This is a genomic window from Candidatus Paceibacterota bacterium, from assembly GCA_035452965.1.
GTDB lineage: Bacteria > Verrucomicrobiota > Verrucomicrobiia > Limisphaerales > UBA8199 > UBA8199.
Genome location: DAOTCE010000001.1, coordinates 376,740 through 395,235, shown reverse-complemented (window position 1 = coordinate 395,235; position 18,496 = coordinate 376,740). Strand labels below are relative to the sequence as shown.

13 protein-coding genes, 1 tRNA gene and 1 pseudogene are annotated in these 18,496 nt (G+C 64.4%); 5 read left to right on the top strand and 10 right to left on the bottom strand.

Going from position 1 to position 18,496, the window contains the following annotated elements:
• Positions 1-77: 77 nt before the first annotated feature.
• Together P5205_01460 and P5205_01455 are read right to left on the bottom strand one after the other, a co-directional pair.
• A pseudogene (locus P5205_01460) lies at positions 78-1,481 on the bottom strand (transposase).
• Positions 1,482-2,611: 1,130 nt separating this feature from the next.
• A tRNA-Lys gene (locus P5205_01455) sits at positions 2,612-2,687 on the bottom strand.
• 183 nt (positions 2,688-2,870) lie between these two features.
• Here P5205_01455 and P5205_01450 point away from each other — a divergent pair.
• A complete protein-coding gene (locus P5205_01450; protein HSA09015.1) occupies positions 2,871-3,320 on the top strand; it encodes a hypothetical protein in 450 nt (149 codons plus the stop codon).
• Positions 3,321-3,351: 31 nt separating this feature from the next.
• On the opposite strand, the gene P5205_01445 is transcribed toward P5205_01450, so the two are convergent.
• The 6 genes from P5205_01445 to argH form a co-directional block, all read right to left on the bottom strand.
• On the bottom strand, positions 3,352-4,704 hold the full coding sequence (locus tag P5205_01445; GenBank protein ID HSA09014.1) for a sialidase family protein: 1,353 nt from the start codon (positions 4,702-4,704) through the stop codon (positions 3,352-3,354).
• Positions 4,705-4,998: 294 nt separating this feature from the next.
• Positions 4,999-5,892 (bottom strand): sugar phosphate isomerase/epimerase family protein, encoded by an 894-nt coding sequence (locus P5205_01440; GenBank protein HSA09013.1) that lies wholly within the window; start codon positions 5,890-5,892, stop codon positions 4,999-5,001.
• Between the two features lie 156 nt (positions 5,893-6,048).
• A complete protein-coding gene (locus P5205_01435) occupies positions 6,049-7,095 on the bottom strand; it encodes a Gfo/Idh/MocA family oxidoreductase (GenBank protein ID HSA09012.1) in 1,047 nt (348 codons plus the stop codon).
• Positions 7,096-7,110: 15 nt separating this feature from the next.
• A complete protein-coding gene (locus tag P5205_01430) occupies positions 7,111-8,082 on the bottom strand; it encodes a hypothetical protein (GenBank protein ID HSA09011.1) in 972 nt (323 codons plus the stop codon).
• 10 nt (positions 8,083-8,092) lie between these two features.
• Positions 8,093-9,127, bottom strand: coding sequence for a phytoene/squalene synthase family protein (locus tag P5205_01425; protein HSA09010.1), 1,035 nt, complete (start codon positions 9,125-9,127; stop codon positions 8,093-8,095).
• 56 nt (positions 9,128-9,183) lie between these two features.
• Complete coding sequence (argH, locus tag P5205_01420) at positions 9,184-10,584, bottom strand: argininosuccinate lyase (protein ID HSA09009.1); 1,401 nt, start codon at positions 10,582-10,584, stop codon at positions 9,184-9,186.
• Between the two features lie 100 nt (positions 10,585-10,684).
• On the opposite strand from argH, the gene P5205_01415 reads away from it, so the two are divergent.
• The gene (locus P5205_01415; protein ID HSA09008.1) at positions 10,685-11,584 is read left to right on the top strand and encodes a hypothetical protein; all 900 of its coding nucleotides are present in this window, start codon (positions 10,685-10,687) and stop codon (positions 11,582-11,584) included.
• 8 nt (positions 11,585-11,592) lie between these two features.
• Here the strand turns inward: P5205_01415 and P5205_01410 are convergent, their stop codons facing one another.
• Complete coding sequence (locus P5205_01410) at positions 11,593-12,066, bottom strand: Fur family transcriptional regulator (protein ID HSA09007.1); 474 nt, start codon at positions 12,064-12,066, stop codon at positions 11,593-11,595.
• 169 nt (positions 12,067-12,235) lie between these two features.
• Between P5205_01410 and P5205_01405 the strand changes: the two genes are divergently transcribed.
• From P5205_01405 to P5205_01395, 3 genes are all read left to right on the top strand, one after another.
• The gene (locus P5205_01405; protein ID HSA09006.1) at positions 12,236-13,741 is read left to right on the top strand and encodes a deoxyribodipyrimidine photo-lyase; all 1,506 of its coding nucleotides are present in this window, start codon (positions 12,236-12,238) and stop codon (positions 13,739-13,741) included.
• Positions 13,742-13,830: 89 nt separating this feature from the next.
• On the top strand, positions 13,831-15,390 hold the full coding sequence (locus P5205_01400) for a radical SAM protein (GenBank protein HSA09005.1): 1,560 nt from the start codon (positions 13,831-13,833) through the stop codon (positions 15,388-15,390).
• Between the two features lie 23 nt (positions 15,391-15,413).
• Positions 15,414-16,787, top strand: a complete 1,374-nt coding sequence (locus P5205_01395) for a sigma-54 dependent transcriptional regulator (GenBank protein ID HSA09004.1) — start codon at positions 15,414-15,416, stop codon at positions 16,785-16,787.
• Between the two features lie 265 nt (positions 16,788-17,052).
• On the opposite strand, the gene P5205_01390 is transcribed toward P5205_01395, so the two are convergent.
• Positions 17,053-18,330: a hypothetical protein gene (locus P5205_01390; protein HSA09003.1), complete on the bottom strand. Its 1,278-nt coding sequence runs from the start codon at positions 18,328-18,330 to the stop codon at positions 17,053-17,055.
• Between the last annotated feature and the right edge of the window lie 166 nt (positions 18,331-18,496).

Genomic DNA, 18,496 nt, shown 5'->3' with positions numbered 1-18,496 from the left:
GCGCTACAGCCCTCCCCCATCACCCTATAGAGCAAGAATGCTCAGTTTCTCCCGCGCACAGGTTCCTTGGCCGCTTTTTAGGCCACGGCGGCAGTCTTGAACCCCGCGCTTAGAAGGTGTAGCCGCTTGAGGTTGTAAGCGAGGCACACCCACTGCCATTCCAATGCCACCTTCTCCAGACCGCGCAGCAGGAATTGGCGAAAGCCCAAGACGCTCTTGATAATCCCAAAGACTGGCTCCACCGTCTGCTGCCGCAACTTGTATCGGGCGCGCCCCGCCGCCGTCCGCAGCCGATATTTCATCCGTTGGCTGGCAGGGGCCTCGGGACCCGGCACCTCCGGCTCGGGCCTTTGCTCCAGATCGCTGACCCTCCGATGATGCTCCTTCTTCTCCAGGACGGCATACACAATCGTTCCGGTGGGCTGAGCGTCGGCGGTGCTTTCCACCCTCCGCACGGCCTCCTCGCTCTAAAACCCACTATCGGCCAATACTGCGGCCACCGATGCCACCGGCCGGCCAATCGCCGCCACTGTGGGAACCAGTTCCTGCTTGTCATTGGGCGCCTGGCTCACCCGCTCTCCCACCATCAAACGGCTCTCCACCTCCACCGCCGCCTGCGCATTGTAACTCTGCTCAAAATGTTGACCGCTGCCCGCCTTCATGATCCGACTCTGCGGGTCGGTGAAGTTGTATTGGTCGGTGGGCCGGGGCCGGCCACTGGGAGCCTTGGGTCCCGGTCGGCGCGGCTTGTCTCCGGGCTCCGGTGGGGCCGCCCGTTGGGCCAATTGGGCTTGGTATTCAGCCATTTCGGCAGCGGCCCGAGCCTTGGCCCGCGCTTCAATCTCCGCCCGCGCTGCCGCCAGCTTGGCCTTCCGTTCTTGCCGGCGCTGCACTTCCTGCGGAATGGTCAAACCTTCCTCCAGCGGCCGGCTGTCGGCTTGCTCGGCTTTGGCCAGCAATTCTTTGACCTCTAACTCCAACTGCGCGATCGTCTTGCCCGCATGCTCATAACTGACTGCGGCATGCTTGCTGGCGTTGGCCAGTACCTTGGTCCCATCCACCGCCACCGTGATTTGACCCACCTGCAGGAACTTCAGCGCCTGGGCCAGTTCCAACACCCGCACAAAGGTCTCCGCCAACAGCGCCTGGTTCTCTCGGCGAAAGGCGCAAATCGTATCGTGGTCCGGATGGGTATCCCCGCAAATCAGCCGCACCGGCACACTGTCCCAGGTGGCTTGCTCGATGCGCCGGGAACTAAACACCCCGGTGGCATAACAGTCAAGCAACAGCGCCAAGAGCATCCGCGGCGGATACTGTTCACTGCCGGTGCCCCGCTCATTGACCCGCACCTGGCGCAAGTCCATGTCCTCGACCACGTCCAGGATAAAATGGGCCAAGTGACCCGCCGGCACCCACTCGCGCAGGTTCGGCGGCAGAAGCAAGGGAGTATCGTAATCAACTGTGACGAAACGTGCGGCCATGCCGCCATTGACAGCTCAGTCCCGCCTCGTATTCAAACAGCGCCAAATAATTTGTCGCCTAAGTCCGACAGGCTGCTAGCTCGAATCTGGGGATTGTACGGGAAGAGTCTCGAACAGTTGTGTATTTGTAATCCCCGACGCGCCGTACCGTCAAAACGTCGTGGTAGATACGACCGCTATACCCGCTGAGGCCCACCACGAAAATGTCATTGTCATTCCCGCTTCTGCGCAACGGCGAGATTCTGCACCCGTTGCCGGCTGCATCCTCCACCCTGAATCCTTCGTCTAGAACAGCTATCCTATCCAAGTAAGCATACGCGGAACCAGTGTTGGTGTTTAGACCCTCATGCCTGTACAGCACGACTCCCAGAAACGCGACCGTTCCATCCGAATACTTGCGGTAGGCATCCGCGCCAGCACTCTGCACGATTGCGCCAATCCTTTTTGCTTTCTGTTCCAGTTCTGCTCTCCGGCTCAGTATTGCCTGCCTCTGCGCTTGGCGCTGCGCCTCCCTGGCTTCCGCAACCGGATCTGGTTGCTGTCCCCAGCCAGAGGGGAGGTTTAAGAAACGGCCCGTCGCTGCGAAGCTCGACAAGGTGGAATACGCGAGCAACACACACAGGGTGAAAAAGAAGCAACCGCACTTTGCGGATTGAGTCTTCATTACGCGTCTAGCGTAGTCATCATCCCACTGGCCTTACTCTCGGCGATTACGCCCCCTGCCCGGGAATTGCAGGCGTGATTCACTGGCAGCACGCAAGGCTGCAGTCTTGGGTAGGACCGCCTCGCCAACGCGGCCAAACGGTGGCGCTTTCGGCGAAAGCGCCCGACCAGCCTGAGGGATTTCGGCACCACCATGATTTACCGACTAGCTGGCGACCGTCGAGCCAGCCTCGGCCCCCCGGTCCACATCCCCCGCCCTCGGCCACCAGAGACCCCATAGCGCGTCCTGACGGTGGGAGGGATAGAAGACCCCCAAACGCCCCTGCGCAGTTCTGCGGGTCGGTTGCGGCAGGTTGCCTGGAGACCTGTGCTTCCCAGAGATTGCCCGCGAAAGAACTCAAGTTAGAACTGGAAGCTGAGAAGTGGTTTCTACCCTTGTCTTACGCAAGTTTGCCCAGGTTCTAAGATGGTGGGTTGGCTGGGACTCGAACCCAGGACCAACGGCTTAAAAGGCCGCTGCTCTACCGACTGAGCTACCAACCCGGACCGCGGCAGGGCCGTGGCCAAAACTACTTAATACGGGGGGCGGCGCGAACACGCAAGCACTGTTCACGCTGACACCGCTCATAGCTCCAACCACAGTGATCTCACAACCATTGATTCGTTCGATGCATCCTGCAGTTTTATCAATTCACTGCTTTCACTTGGCGCCCTTAATATATCCCCATGAATAATGAACCTGGTAACTTGAATGGCAGATCGCAGCAGTTAACGCGGCGACTTGTCGGCTTGTGTGTGTTCCCCTTGCTTATGCTCACGGGCTGGACCGGCTGCAGGGAGCCGGCCAATATCGCTCCCGGCGTCGATCCCGTCGGCACCTACACGCTGGTCAGCGTTGACGGAAACAAGGTGCCGTGCCGGGCAAAGCATGGCGAGCACGAGCTGACCGTGAGCTCCGGCACCTTTATCATCAGAGCGGATGGCACGTGCAACAGCAAGATGGCATTCATCCCACCCTCCGGCAGCGAAGTTGTGCGCGAGGTCAGGGCCACTTACACCCGGCAAGGCGCAAAGCTCACGATGAAGTGGGAAAGGGCCGGGATCACCAGCGGCACGGTGAGCGGCGACACATTCACGATGAACAACGAGGGGATGATCCTGGCTTATCGCAAGTGACGCCGGCGGCGGCGTGTCTGCTTGAGGCGCGCTAGGGCGCCGGTGCAGGCACTTTCAAGTCCGCCAGGAATTCCGGCGTGATCTTCTTGCCGAGGAGGTAGAACTTGCGGTCGGGGTGCCAGAGGACGTTGTTGCCTTTGCGAGTGGTAAAGCTGGGGTAAACGCCGATGTCGGTGCTGCCGTGTTTGCCTTCGACGGGTGGGGTGCCGTCGTAACGCAGGCCATCGGTGTCCATGAGTTGCCTGGAGTCGCTGAACCAGAGGGGCTGATCGGCGCCGGGGCGGAACTCGCCGAGGGCGATGAAGGCGGGGCGGCGGGGGCCGTGGGTGGCTTCGGGTTTGGCATCAATGTTGCCCCGGTTGTTGTGGTGGAGGAGCACGTAGCGGCCGTCGGCCAACTGGTAAATTGGGCAGCAACTGACGGGCTGGAGGATGGGAAGGCCGTGGTCGCAGCGCAGGAGGGGGCGCGGGTTGCACCAGGTCTCGCCGTCGTCGGCGGAGAGGCTGTACCAGATATAACCGGAGTTGGTGCGCATGACACAGAAGAGGCGCTTGTCCGGCAGGCGGACGATGCTCGGCTCCTGGGCGATGCTGAGGAGGGGATACTTGTAGTGGGGCACGCGGAGAGCCTGCTCGCCCCAGGCGGAGTATTTCACGCGGAGGTCTTTGGGCTCGGGGTTGGTGTCCACGTTCTCAAAGCGCATGAACTCGACGACGGACTCGATCTGCGTCCACGACTCGACTTTCTTGAGGGTGGCACGGGCATGGTTGACCCAGTGGGAGTAGCCCACGAAGTAGCCGCCTTTGAGGTCGCGCATGGGATTCTGCCAGACGATCCACTCGGCGGGAATGCGGCCGGCGGGATCGTCGTAGATGCTTTTGGGCATGGGGATGTTCTGGGGCGCGGACCAAGTGGCGCCGTTATCATCACTGTAGATGCCTTCCATGGTGCCAGTGTGCATTTGGATCCAGCCGGAGTTGCCCTGGTTGCGGTTGAAGAGAACGTAGATGCGGCCGGACTTCGAGACCATCGGGAACGCCCAACTGGCCATGTGAGCGGGGTCCTTGGGGGTGGCGGGGCCAACGAGGTGTTTGGGAGGCGACCAAGTCACGCCCTCGTCGGTGGAGCGGGCGAAGACGATGCGGTTGCCGACGGGGCCATCGGGGGCGTTGATGTTCTGGGTCCAGACGGCCATGAGCGAGCCGTCCGGGCCGTCGAAGACGAGGAAGTGCTCGTTGTGGCCGTCATGCGTGGAACCATCGAAGCTGCCGGGCACATAGACGATGTAATCGGGCTGGCTGCGGCGGGCTTCGCGCTGCAGTGTCTCCTTTACGCCAGGGTCCGCTGCGAGCGCAAACACGCCGGATAGGAGCAGCAGTAGCACGTTTGCGGTGGCGGCGCCGGCGCCCGGCCGCAAAGGACTGCGGAGGCGACTCAGGCGGGGGCTATCACAATGAGGCATAAACACAATGGAGGATACCTGGTCTGTCCTTACGAAAGCAAACCACTACCAAACCGGCCGACTAAACCAAGGCTCGTGGGATCGCTCGCCCTCCCGCCGGACGCTGGCCCATTCACAGCGCCCGGCGCGGAAATGAGCCCAGCACATGCTCCGCGCCCAGCGAATCGTAACCGACAAAGTCCAGCCCATTCGATGTCTCATGCAACGTCAGCCAGGCTACAGCAGGTCCTGGTAGGCGAGCCAGAGGGCGCGGTAGTATCTCATCACGCGCACAGGGTCGGCGCTGGCGGGAATCTCGGCGAGGCAGTAGCCGGTGTAGTTGATCTGGTTGAGGCGCGCAAAGAGTTTGCGGAAGGGATAGTCCTCGATAAACAAGTCGCGCATGTGGACCAGGACGATCTTGTCTTTGAGCAGGTTGAAGTTGTGGTCCCAGCCCTCGCCGTCGAGGTCGGTGGGGTTGGAGTTCCAGCAGGCGCCGACGTTGGGATGGTTGGCCGTGTCGAGAATGGTCTTGATGTGGGGCGGAAAGGAGGTGCCGGAGCCGTGGACTTCGAGGCGGATGACCTGGCCGTGGTCGCGGGCGAAGTCGCCAAGCTCGCCGAGGGCGCGGCCGATCTGGGCGAGGGTCTTTTCGACAGGGACTTCCTGGGGGAGGGAGTTGGGGCGGACTTTGACCCCGGAGGCGCCGACGTCCTGGGCGAGGACGATGTACTGGCGGGTGGCCTCAATGTCCTGGCGGAGCTTGGCCTGGTCAGGCGTGTGGTAATCGAACGCGCTGCCAAGGCCCACCAGTTGGATCTTTGAGTCCTGAAAGCGTTTCCGGACTTCCTTGCGCTGTTCCGGCGACAGGTTCACCTCCACCTTGTGCGCGTGGGTGGTGCGGAGTTCCACTCCCTCGAATTGCGTTTCCTCGCAGTTCTTGATAATGGTGGGGATGTCCCAATCCCGCGCGAGGTTGTAGGTTACCAGGCCCAAGTGCATTTTCGGCGGCCGAACGAGGAAGCTGGCCGGCTTGGACTCCGCCGCCCCGCGGGCCAACCGCGGCGCGAGGCTCAACGCGCCCAGGCTGAGGCTGCTGGCTTGGATGAATTGCCGACGATTAAAATTCATGCTTGCAGGTTCTAACAGAACCCGCACTGCGTTCAACGTCTTTTTGATCGGCCAGCAAGAACGCCCAGGGCGGGTTTCGCGCGTCGGAGTGGCTCGCGAGGAATGGCCTTGCCTCCCAAGGCAGACGGACCCAAAGGGCGCCAGTTCAAGTCCCGGCTAAATGACCACGACTTTGCCCGTCCGGACGGACTTGGCTTCTGCTTCGCAGATTTGCACCGCGCTCAAGCCGTCCTGGGCCGTGACTACTTTGGGCCGCTTGCCGCTTTGGATGGCTTCCAGCATGTAGCGGAGTTCTCCAACGTAGCCGTCTGACCCGTCGCTCTTGACGAAGCGCGAGGCTTTGCCGGCCTCGCTGATCCGCAGGGCTTGCGCGCCGCGTGCCAGGTCGAAGTCCAGCGTCGCCCGCTCGCAGATCACGGTGTAAGCCATGTTGAAGCCACCGGTCAGCAGCCAGGTGCCTTCGGCATAAACGACCGGTCCGCGGGGGTAGTGGTACTGGGTGACGACATGATCAATCGAATTGCCGTTGCGCGTCACGCCGGACGAGAAGACGCTCGCCGGCCGGCCGAAGAGGAACTGGACGAAGTCCGTGTCGTGGATGTGGAGGTCGAGGAGCGCGCCGCCGGTCAGGTCGCCGCGGCTGTAGGTGGCCTTGCTCCAGCCGGGAGCGGGAGAGAGCCGCCGGAACGAGGCGGAGCAGATCCGGCCATACGGCTTGTCGGCCACGATCTGCTTGAGGCAGGACCAACCGGGCCAGAAGCGCATGCACATGGCCGGCATGAAGAACCCGCGGGCGGACTGGGCGGCGCGGGCGATCTCGCGGGCGCGCGCGGAGTTGAGCGCGAGGGGCTTCTCGCAAATAACGTGCTTGCCGGCTTTGAGGGCGGCGATGGCCTGCTCGGGATGCAGGGCGGTGGGGACGCAGAGATCCACAAGGTCAACGCCGGAGTCGGCGAGGACTTCGTCGAGAGCGCGATAGACTTTGACGGCGCGGCCAAGATCCATGGCGTCGGAGCCGGTGATGTTGCCGGAGACCCCAGGCAGGATGCCGTTGACCGGGACGCGGAACGCATCGCACACCGCCGCAATTCGGGCAGCCTTAAGCTGGCGGTAGGCCTTGATGTGGGTGACGCCCATGAAGCCGAGGCCCACGACGGCGACGTTGACTTTCCGATCCGGATTCCGGGATTTCCTATTCTTCATACAAGCTGAAATTAGTCAGGGCTCAGCCAGAATTCTGGCGCGTTGCTGGTGGTACTCCTCGGGGGTAATCTGGTCCGCTTTGTACTTGGCCAGGAGCTCATCCAGGCGCTGCTGCTTAGCGGTGGCGACGGCCGGAGGCGGTCCCTGCAGCGGCGGGAAGGACTGCAGGATCTGCTCGGCAGTCGGCCTCTTCGTGACTTTCTGCGTCGACGACGCGGGAGCGGTGGGCTCGACAGGGGGATGCGCCGCCAGTTCTTTCATCTTCAGATCCAGGGCCTCCTGGGCTTTGGCGAGGAGCGTCGGGTCCGCCGGGGTCGGCGCGGCCAGCATCGGCGTGGCGGCCGGCTGGACGGCGGGAATGGTTGCAGCCGGCACCGGCTGAACCGCTGGCGCCACAGGCTGGACGACCGGCGGCGGTGCCATCGCTGGCGCCGGGACAGTGACCGCTGCTGGCGGCGGCGCCGCGATCACCGGTTGCGGCGTGGCCGTGCCCGGTTGCGCCTGCAATTCAGCCATCTTCTGGCGCAAAACCTCGCGCGCCCGGGCGATGCTCTGCGAATCCATCGGCGTCGGCGCGACGAGCACAGGCGTGGTGGCCGGGGCAACGGCCGGCGCAACGACCGGCGCAGGAGCGGCTTGACTGGCAGACCTCGAAGTCCGGGGCCGGCGCACGGGCGGGGGCGCCCATTGCGCGGGCGGTATGGTGCGCCCGCCAACTGATGGCTCCATCACAGGGGCAGTCACAGTCGGGGCCGGCTGGGGAGCCGGTGCAGGCACGACTACCGGGGCGGGCTGCGTCTGGGTCTGTGGGATGGTGGCACGCGGCGCCGGCATGGCCGCGGGCGGCTGGCTCTGCAACTCGTTGAACTTCTTCTCCAACGCCTCGCGCGCCTTGATTTGCGCCTCAGTGTCGGCCGCGCGGAGCGGCACCACTGCCACGCAATACATTGCCGCGCAGACAACCAGGAAGGACTTTGAAATCTGCATGGGGGCCTTTTTACGGCAAATTGGGGGGCGACGCAACAGGTTTCCCGACCGGGAACATTTTTTCCCAAGCCCCCGGCCAGGGGTAGAGCAGAACGGAACGGAAGATGATTTTCCGGACCTGGCGACGGCTGACTTTGACCCGCAGCGCCGGGTCGAGCACGTTGTCGTCGCGCAAGCGCTCGAGCGTTTCCCGGCCGATCAGAATCGGCCACGCGCAGGCCAGCCGCACACGGACACAGCGGCGCGGCAAGGCATGAATGTAGTCCCAGCCGGCCCGCAGGTGGGCGTCGGCGCGGGCAAGGTACTCGTGGTAGAGCGGACGAAAGCGCGGCTCGCTCTCCGGGAGCAGCAGGTCCCCGGGTTTCAGGCCTGACACCGCCAGCTTCTCCGCCGGGATATAACAGCGCCCCTGGCGCAAGTCCGCCGCCACGTCGCGCAGGATATTCACCAGTTGGAGCCCCTTGCCGAACCGCACGCTGTTGGCCAGCAGTAATGCGTCATCCACCGAGGCCCGCGGGAAAACATGCGCGCGGCAGATCCTGGTCCAGAACTCGCCGACGCAACCCGCCACGCGATAGGTGTAGTCGTCCAGCTCCGCGTCGGCGCGCAGCGCCACGAGCGAACCGGCCGACGCGCCGGCGAAGCGCCGCAAGTCCAGTTCCTGTCCGCTGGTGATGATTTCGAGCACTTCGCGCACCAGCTGCCGATCCCCGGGTTGCAGGCCCTGCAGCAGTGCCAGGCTCGCTTCGCAGCGCTCCAGCAGAATGCCTTCAGCCCGCGACCCCTGTTGCCGCGCCAGGGCGCCGAAATCCAGCTTGGCAGTTGCCCGCCCTTGAATCCGCTCGCGCAAGGCGCGCAAGGCTTCCAACCGTTGCTCCAGCGCCACCAATTCGGTGTCAGCGATGGTGTCGGCCGTGCGAGCCAGCAGGTAGGCCAGGCTGACGGGCGTCCGAATCCCGCCCGGCAGCACGCGCAACGTAAGGTAGAATGAGCGCGACACATCCCGCAGCAGGCCGGTCAGCAGTTCTTCGGGCGCTTGCGCCATGGTTTTGGGGCGACTGAGACACCGTTTCGCCGGGGGCGGTCAGGGCGGCGCGGGGTTCAGCCAATTGACTTCTTCCACTTGGCCAGTTGCTTTCTGACTTCCGCCGGTCCGGGCGATCCCGCAAGCCGGCGCCGGACCAGGGCTTGCTGAAGGTCGAACACCTTGAGCGCGTCGGCCCCAAGCTTCTTCTCGACCGACTGCAACTGCGCGAGCGAGAGCTGGTTCAACGGCCGGCCAAGGCGTTCGGCCAGCGCGACCAGCGCGCCGATGGCGTGGTGCGCCTGCCGGAATGGCAGACCCTTCCGGACCAGGTAATCCACCAGATCGGTTGCCAGCAGCGCCGGATCGCCTGCCGCCGCCCGGCAGGCTTGCCGGTTGACCCGGGTATGATCCAGCATCGCCGCGCAGATCCGCACCGACGCCCTCACCGTATCCATCGTGTCGAACAGCCGCTCCTTGTCCTCCTGCAAGTCACGGTTATAAGTCATCGGCAGCCCCTTGAGCAGCGTCAGTAGGGCGACCAGGTTTCCGATCAGCCGGCCGCTCTTGCCCCGGACCAGCTCCGCGACATCGGGATTCTTCTTCTGCGGCATCAGCGACGAGCCGGTCGTGTAGGCGTCGGCGAGGCGGATGAAGTTGAACTCGGCGCTCGACCACAGAATTAAGTCCTCCGCCAGCCGCGACAGGTGGACACCCAGGAGCGCCGCAGTGCCGCAAAACTCCACCGCAAAGTCTCGGTCGCTCACCGCGTCCATCGAGTTCTGCGTGATTTGCGGCCGGCCTTTCGCGTCCACAAAGCCGAGCAGTTTGGCCGCCAGTTCGCGGTTCAGCGGCAGCGTTGAGCCGGCCAGCGCGCCGCTGCCCAGCGGGCATACATTCACCCGCGCCCAGCATTCCCGCAGCCGCTGCACATCGCGCTCGAGCATCTCGACGTAGGCCAGGAGATGGTGAGCCAGATAGACCGGTTGGGCCCGCTGTGTATGCGTGTAACCGGGGATCACGACTTCCCGCTCTCTTTCCCCCAGCCGCACCAGCGCGTATTGCAGCCGCCGGATCTCCATCAGCAGCCCCAGAATTTCCTCCGCCAGCCAAAGCCGCATGTCGAGCGCCACCTGGTCGTTGCGCGAGCGGCCCGTGTGCAGCTTCGCGCCCGCCGGCACCCGCCGCGTCAGAGCCGCCTCGATGTTCATGTGGACATCTTCCAGCTCCGGCCGCCAGCGGAATTTGCCCGCCCGGATTTCCTTGCCGATGGCATCCAGCCCCCGGGTGATCGCGTCCAACTCCCGTCGCGTCAGGCACCCGGCCTCCCGCAGCACGACGGCATGGGCAATCGAGCCGGCGATGTCGTGCCGCCAGAGCCGCTGGTCGAACGAGACGGATTGAGTGAATTGTGCCACGGCCGCCGCCGGACCACCGGCAAACCGTCCGCTTCGAGAAACAGGTTTGGATTTCTTCATGCGCTCAGCTCTGCCCGAATGTGCGGCCATGCTGCCCGGAAGTCACTGCTAAAAAAGAATTGTCCTGCCCCGTCCGCTGTGGAATGGTGGCGCCGAAACAATGAGTGAATTCAAGTTTGCCTGCCCCGTCTGCGGCCAGCATATCACGGCTGACGCCAGCACCAGCGGCGGGCAAATTGATTGTCCGACCTGCTTCCAAAAGATCGTCGTGCCCCAGGCGCCCGGCTCGCAGGAAACCAAGTTCATCCTGTCGGCGTCCCAGGTGGCCAAACCTCGTCCGGTCGCCGCGGAGGGCCGTTCCGGGCTGGGGCCGCTGGGAAGATCCACCGAGCGCACCTCGCTTGCGGCCCTCGTTGCCTTGCTCCTGCTCCTGGGTGGGGCAGGCGCGGCACTTTACGTGTTCCGAGACCGCATCTTCAAGCCCGCCCTCAAGCCGCCTCCCGCGGCCACCAACGCGGTCGCGCTGACCTCCAACGCGCCGGTTGCCATCAATCCGACCCACCCCATTCCGACCAACATCGCCTGGACGCTGGAACCGGCGAAGGCGACCATCCCGGAGACCACCGCCGCCGGCAGCATCCACGGCAGCGGCTTTCTTTGCGAGCGGACGACCGTGCAGGGCGGCATTCTGTCGCTGCGTCAGGGCCGTGCCTGGCCTCCGGATCTGGGGATCACTTTGATTTTTCCCGTGCGTCCGGGAGAGGAGTTAACCGGCAAGACGATCGAGATTGCGCCCGGCCATCCCCGACCTCTGCGCATCGTCCTGCGTTGGAAGGATGAACAACAGGAATCCATCACCGAGACCTTCCGCGATGGCTACGTCCTTAAAATCAGTTTTGGCCAGCCCGCCGAGGGCCGCCTGCCGGGGAGGCTCTACCTCGGCCTGCCGGATGCGGCCAGGAGCTTTGTCGCGGGAACTTTCGAGGCGGAAATCAGAAAACCCCAGCCGCCGAAATCCGGCTCGCCCAAATCACCCCGACCGCCTCGCCCGAAACGCTGACCCGCGGCTCAACTGCCCCGCTTCGAGCAGGCGCCCAGTTTCTGGAACTCCTCACAGGTCGCCGTGATGTGGAGCCGGTGCGTTTGCACCTTGAAGCCAAGCTGGCGGCTGATTTCATTCCCCAGCTGCTCGATCTTCCGGCTCTCAAACTCGATAATCTTCCCGCAGTCCTGGCAGATGATGTGATTGTGATGCGGGCGCTCGGCGTAATTGGGGTCGTAGAACTTGTGGTTGCCGCCGAAATCCATTTCCCGCACCAGGCCGCTCTCGGTCAGCAGTGGCAGGGTACGGTAGACTGTCGCGCGAGATACCGACCTGTCCCGTTGCTGGGCCCAGCCGAGCAACTGCTCCGCCGTGAAATGGTCCTGCGTGCTGAATACCGTTTCGATGATGGCCCGTCGCGGCCCGGTGACCCGCAGTTTCTTCTGCGCCAGAAAATCCAGGAACCGCTGCCGGACGCGCTTGTTGGCTGCTTCTGGCATGCGCCCAGATTAAGGCGAATCGCCTTGCCCAGTCAATGCCCGCAATGGCGGGCGTCGGACCTGTTTCGGACCGCCCCCGTCGCGGGCCGGCAGGCAGTATTAAGCCAGCTCCCGCTGGCCACCGATGGAGTAGTAGCTTTCCGCCCTTGAAAATGGTAATTCGTTTTCCGTGAAAACCGCAAAGGCCGCCACTGGCAAGACCCCTGCCGCGATCGTGTGGCTGCGCCAGGACTTGCGCCTGGCGGACAATCCGGCGCTGCAAGCGGCCTGCCGCCATGGCGGCCCGGTCGTGCCGGTGTTTGTCTGGGCGCCGGAAGAGGAAGGCGCGTGGCCACCCGGCAGCGCCTCGCGCTGGTGGCTGCATCAGTCGTTGGAGCAGTTGGCGGCGGCCTGCGACACTGCCGGGTCCGAGCTGGTTATCCGCCGGGGTTCATCGATCGCTGAGCTCCGGCGCGTGGCCAAAGCGGCGGGAGCCAACGCGGTGTTCTGGAACCGTCGTTACCAGCCAGCCGCCCTTGCCCGCGACCGGCAGGTCGAGGAAGCCCTGCGGACGGCCGGTCTGCAGACTGAGAGCCACAATGGAGCATTGTTGCACGAGCCTTGGACCATCCAGAACAAATCCGGCCGCCCATTCCAGGTCTTCACCCCGTTCTGGAGGACGTGCCTGAACTCCGGCGAACCTGCCGCCCCGCTGCCTGCGCCGCGAATGCTCATGCCGCCAAGCCGGCGACCCACGTCTCTGCCCCTGATGGTCCTGGGACTGGAAGCTGCCCACAGTTGGACAGACGGATTGCGGGCCGCGTGGCATCCGGGCAGCGTTGGAGCGAACGCTGAATTGCGGCGTTTCCTGCGCCAGGACCTCGAGTCTTACGATGAAGGCCGCAACCGGCCCGACCAACCCGGCACCTCGCGCCTCTCGGCGCACTTGCACTTTGGCGAGATCAGCCCGCGGCAGGTATGGCACGCGGTGAAGGGCTTTGCGGAATCGCGCTCCCTGCCGGCGGCGGTCTGGCGCCGCTGGCAATTCCTCACCGAACTGGGTTGGCGCGAGTTTGCGCACCACTTGCTGTTCCACTTTCCCCACACGCCGGAGCAGCCGCTCCGGCCTGAGTTCGCAGGGTTCCCCTGGCGAAAGAACTCCACGTGGCTTCGCGCCTGGCAGCGCGGCCGGACCGGCTACCCGCTGGTGGACGCGGGCATGCGCGAGCTTTGGTCCACCGGCTGGATGCACAACCGCATCCGCATGGTCGCGGCCTCCTTTCTGGTCAAGAACCTCCTCATTCCCTGGCAGGAAGGCGCCCGCTGGTTCTGGGACACGCTCGTGGACGCCGACCTGGCCAACAACACCCTCGGCTGGCAGTGGACCGCCGGCTGCGGCGCCGACGCCGCGCCCTTCTTCCGCATCTTCAACCCGGTGAACCAGGGCGCGAAGTTCGACCCCAACGGCGGCTATGTCCGCCGCTGGGTGCCGGAGCTGGCACGGCTGCCCGCGGCGTGGATGCACCGTCCCTGGGAAACGCCGCCGTCCGTGCTCGCTACCGCCGGCGTTGAGCTGGGCCGCACCTACCCCCGCCCTATCGTCAGCCCGTTCATCTCCCGCGAGCTGGCGCTGGAAGCCTATCAGAGGATGAGACGAAAGCCCCGGATCGCGGGCCACCAGTCCCCGGCCGATTGAAATCACAGGCGCGGCGGACAAAACCGTTTGCACTGAAGGCGTAACGCTGTTAGCGTAGTGCCATCAACCTTTCCAAAAGTTCGATTCCGATGAATGTCTTCCTGGTTTACGTGGGAGACGACGACTTCAGCCGAGTGCTCCCGGCCACGCTTAACCGGTCGAAGTCAGACAATGGACGCGTCAAGGTAATGGCATTCCCTCCGCTGGGAATTCAAACCCTGGCCCCCGTGCTGCGCCAGCGGGGGCATCAGGTGCGGATGTTTGATACCTGTCACCCTCAGATGAAGGCGGAGCATATCGCCGAGGCTGCCGCACAGGACCGGCCCGACGTCATCGGGCTTTCCTTCCTCTCGACCACCACTTACCCGGCGGCCAAACGGATGGCCCGCCAGCTCAAGGCAAAGGCGGCGGATATCCCGATCATCGTCGGCGGGGCCTTTGCCACTTTGAACGCGGACCGCATCCTGATGGATTGTCCGGACATTGACTGCGTGGGCCGCGGCGAGGGCGAGGAACTTCTGCCGGATTACCTGAGCCACCTCGACGATCCGGGCTCGGTGGCGGGCCTGGTCTGGCGTGATGGGAGGGGCAGAGTCATTCAGAACGCGCCCCGGCCCATCCTGGCAGACTTGGACCAGTTCCCCTATCCCGACCGCACCAGCCTGCCGATTGATTACATCGAATCCTTGCCGCTGGACGTGCCCGCGGTGCTCTCGCTCGACAAGTTTTGCACGGTGCAGACCTCGCGGGGCTGTCCTTACTCCTGCATTTACTGCGACATCCCGTTGCTGGGAGAAGGGCGCTGGCGGAGCCGCTCGCCGGAGCATGTACTGGGCGAATTGCAGCAGCTTAACGATCAGGGCTTTCGCTCGATCTACCTGACCGACGATCATTTTCTCATTAACCGCAAACGGATCAGCGCCATTTGCCAGGGCATCATTGACCGCCGGCTGCAGTTTAATTGGGGCTGCGAGGGCCGGGCGGACGCGGTGGGCATTGATCAGCTCCCGCTCATGAAGCAAGCGCGCTGCGATTCTCTGGCCTTCGGCGTGGAAGCGGGCACGCAGAAAATCCTGGACCGACTTAAGAAGAAGCAGACCCTCGCGCAGGTGGAGCGCGCGGTCAGTGAAGCCAAGCGGCATGGCATCAACCGGGTGCATGGCTTCTTCGTGGTCGGCTCGCCCGGTGAAACCGAATCGGACATCAAGGAGAGCTTCCGCTTCGCCGCACGCCTCCAACTGGACACCTTCGGCTTCAATCGGCTGTGCGCCTACCGCGGCACCCCGCTCTGGCAGGAGTACGTGGAGCGCGGGATCATTGACGACGAGCGGGATTGGCATAAGTGGTTCAAGTGCTCGGACATTGACCCGACCACCCTCCCCAGCGAATTGGTCAATCGCCTGCGAGCGAGAGGTTATGGCTCCCTCTTTGCGCGCCGGCTTCTTAAACGTCCGATTCGGACGGCGAGGCTGCTCCGCGCCTTCGGGCGACACATGAAGATCTCCGATATGATCAAACTGCTGAGCAGCCCTTTCCGCCGGCGCACGTTGACTCGGAAACCCGAGCTGCCCGCCCGGATGCTGGATTTGGGCCTCGAAGCGCCGGATCGGCGCGCAGTTTCGCTTGCGGACCTGCAACCAGCCGGGTAAACCGGAGCGGCAGGCCCGCACAGATGGCGACAGAATTTCGCAAACACGGTTCAAGAGGCCCGCGCATCCTGATCGTTGATGACGATCCCGGGCAGCGCAGCCTGCTGGACTCGTTCCTGCGCAGTCAGGGCTTCGACACCGTCACCGCCGCCTCGGGCGAGGAGGCGCTGGAGATTCTTCGCGCCGGGCAAATCAGCATGATGATTTCCGACGTGCGCATGCCGGGCCTCTCGGGCCTGGAAACGATGCGCCGCGCGCGCACCGAGCACGCCGTGCTGCCCATTCTGCTGGTCACCGCTTACGCCGACATCCGCGAGGCCGTCGGCGCCATGCGCGACGGCGCCCTCAATTACCTGGCCAAGCCGATTGACCTGGACGAGCTGCTCGCCACAGTCCAGCAGGCCACGGGCATTGCCAAACCCGCACCCGTGCGGTTCAGCGCCGACAAGCAATTGCCACCGCAAGTGGTGGCCAGGAGCCCGCTCATGCAGGCCGTCTTCCATGACGCGTCGCTAATCGCCGCCTCCGAGAGCCGCATCCTGATCAGCGGCGAAAGCGGCGTGGGCAAGGAAGTGCTCGCCGATGTCATCCATGCCTGGAGCCCCCGCGCCGGGGGCCCGTTGGTCAAAGTCAACTGCGCCGCCATCCCGGAGAACCTGCTGGAGAGCGAGCTGTTCGGGCACGAGAAAGGGGCCTTCACCGGCGCGGCCGGGAAACGGATCGGCCGCTTCGAACTGGCCAACGAGGGCACCATCTTCCTGGATGAAGTGGCCGACATGTCCCCGCCGCTGCAGGCCAAGCTGCTCCGCGTCACGCAGGAAGGGCGCTTCCACCGCGTCGGCTCCAACGTCGAACTGCGCACGAACGCCCGCATCCTGGCGGCCACGAACCGCAATCTGGAAGAGGAAGTCAATGCCGGCCGTTTCCGCGAGGACCTCTTTTACCGACTCAACGTCGTCGAACTCAACATCCCCGCCCTGCGCGAGCGGCCGGAGGATATCCTGCCGCTGGCCAATGCCTTCATCGCGGAGTTCACCGGCGGCAAGGCGCGGTTTGCCTCCGGCGTCGCGGATTGCCTGGCGCGCTATGCCTGGCCCGGGAACGTCCGCGAGCTGCGCAACGCGATGGAACGCGCCGCGCTGCTCTCGCTGGGCGAGCTGATCCTGCCCGAGCACCTGCCCGCCAAGGTCCGTGCCGGGGCCGAATCGGACCCCCCCGCGGAACTCCAGGATGCCGAGCGCCTGGCGGAAATCGAGCGGCAGGCCATCGTCCAGGCGCTCCGCAAGCACGACTTCAACCGCACCGAAACCGCCAAAGCACTCGGCATCAGCCGCCGCGCCCTCATCTACAAACTCCAGCGCTTCCGCGCGGAGGGCCTTTCCGTGGACCCGGCGTAGCACCCGGGTCGGAACCTGCTCCGCCCGCCCCCCAAGCCTGGAGCACCCCACGCCCAAGCCAATTACGGCGATATAACGGCGCCAATCCGGCGGGACTACGGTGTGTATCCCATGGGGAGCGCTCCCCATGGGATACACACCGGGGTATCACGGGTGTCACAACGTTGTCACACCGGGGCGGCTATTCGGTCCGGGAACAGGGAATTGAGCCAATAGAATGCGGTAATTAGCGCCCGCCTGGTTGTCCCAGGGCGGAATCCGCAGGTTAGAGACCCGTGGTCCGGGCAGCCGGATAGCCCAGCCGAAACTTGCCAGAACCCTCCGGCACCAGCAGATCGGTTTGTTGAACGGCCAGGTTGTCGCCAGCGCCGAGCAACTGCGCCAGGCGCCGACGCAATTCTTCAATCTGCGCCGCGGTGGGGGGCGCGGAGTCCGGCACGCAGCGAAGCAGCCATTCGCCGCCCGCGCGCTCGCATAGTTGGTAGTGAGCGATGCCTGGCAGATTCGCAAAGCACTGGTCAATCTGCCAGGTCGTCACCCGCCGGCCTTCCGGCGTTTGGAACGCGTCCGCCGCGCGACCATGCACGGTGTAGCTGGTGCGATAGGGCCGCTCCTGTCGCTCAACCAGATCGCCGATGCGATAGCGGATGAGCGGCATGAACTCATTCGTGAGGGTGGTGACGGCCAGCTCGCTTACGCCCTGGCTGTCGGTGTTGAGCTCTTCCAACAGGGCGGTTTGGAGACTGGGGCCCATTTCGCCGGGGCGGACCTCCATCAGCAGGTGGCCGGTTTCGGTCGAGCCGTACAGGTTAAAGACCGGCACCCGGAACACGCGCTCCAGAACCCGCCGGTGCACGGAGCTGACAAATTCGTAGCTGGCGATAATGAACCGCAGGGACGGCAGGCAAATGCCGCGCCGCTCGCAGTAACGCGCGAACAGCATGCCATAGACCGGGTCCACGTCCAGGAACCGCGGCTGCCACTCAACCGCTTCCGCGGCCATCCGCGCCAGCTCGGTTTCGCTCCAGAGAAACGGATAGCGCGAGAGGCTGACGAAGAGCGCGTTGCCGACCACGCGGTCGGCTCGCGAGGGCACGCCCGAATAGCATATATCCCCGCTGCACACTGGTGAATTGATCGTCACCCGCCGCGCGCCGGGAAACTCGTCGAGCGTGGCGGCGACAAACGGGTTGAGCCGCAGCGCCCGCTCCTCCTGCTCCGCCCACCAGCCGCGCCCAAGCAGCAGCGGCGTGCGTTCCTCCGAGGTGCCGGAGGTCTGCTCCAACTCCACCAAATCCTGGTCCAGCAGCATCTCCAGCTCAACGCCCGCCCGCAGGAAGTTGTGCGGGAAATCGCGGCGGATGTCCTGCTTGGTAATCAGCGGCAGCCGGCGCAGTTCCGCCAGTGACATCGCCCCGCCGGGGACGCGCGGCCGCTCGCCCGCCCGCTGGTACAACGGCACTTCGCGCAACCAGCGCGGCAGCACTTCGCCCAGCCGATACGGCAGGGCCGCTTCCTGAATCAGTTCAGGCGTCGCCAACATTCAGTCCTTCTCGCTTTCATGTTCTACTAAGCCCCGAATGTAGCACAGAATCAAGCCGCTTGCAGACGTCGGGCAGCGCCTGCCGGCGCTGCGCGAGATCCGGCTCGACCGCATGGTCACCGGCCACCCAGTCCATCACTACCGATTCAATTGCTGAACCGGATAC

Bases quoted from the DNA above. Each gene is read 5' to 3' on its own strand.
- P5205_01425 (HSA09010.1), bottom strand. From the start codon at position 9,127: ATGGCGCAAGCGCCCGAAGAACTGCTGACCGGCCTGCTGCGGGATGTG.
- P5205_01415 (HSA09008.1), top strand. From the start codon at position 10,685: ATGAGTGAATTCAAGTTTGCCTGCCCCGTCTGCGGCCAGCATATCACG.
- P5205_01395 (HSA09004.1), top strand. From the start codon at position 15,414: ATGGCGACAGAATTTCGCAAACACGGTTCAAGAGGCCCGCGCATCCTG.
- P5205_01450 (HSA09015.1), top strand. From the start codon at position 2,871: ATGAATAATGAACCTGGTAACTTGAATGGCAGATCGCAGCAGTTAACG.
- P5205_01430 (HSA09011.1), bottom strand. From the start codon at position 8,082: ATGCAGATTTCAAAGTCCTTCCTGGTTGTCTGCGCGGCAATGTATTGC.
- P5205_01440 (HSA09013.1), bottom strand. From the start codon at position 5,892: ATGAATTTTAATCGTCGGCAATTCATCCAAGCCAGCAGCCTCAGCCTG.
- P5205_01410 (HSA09007.1), bottom strand. From the start codon at position 12,066: ATGCCAGAAGCAGCCAACAAGCGCGTCCGGCAGCGGTTCCTGGATTTT.
- P5205_01435 (HSA09012.1), bottom strand. From the start codon at position 7,095: ATGAAGAATAGGAAATCCCGGAATCCGGATCGGAAAGTCAACGTCGCC.
- argH (HSA09009.1), bottom strand. From the start codon at position 10,584: ATGAAGAAATCCAAACCTGTTTCTCGAAGCGGACGGTTTGCCGGTGGT.
- P5205_01400 (HSA09005.1), top strand. From the start codon at position 13,831: ATGAATGTCTTCCTGGTTTACGTGGGAGACGACGACTTCAGCCGAGTG.
- P5205_01390 (HSA09003.1), bottom strand. From the start codon at position 18,330: ATGTTGGCGACGCCTGAACTGATTCAGGAAGCGGCCCTGCCGTATCGG.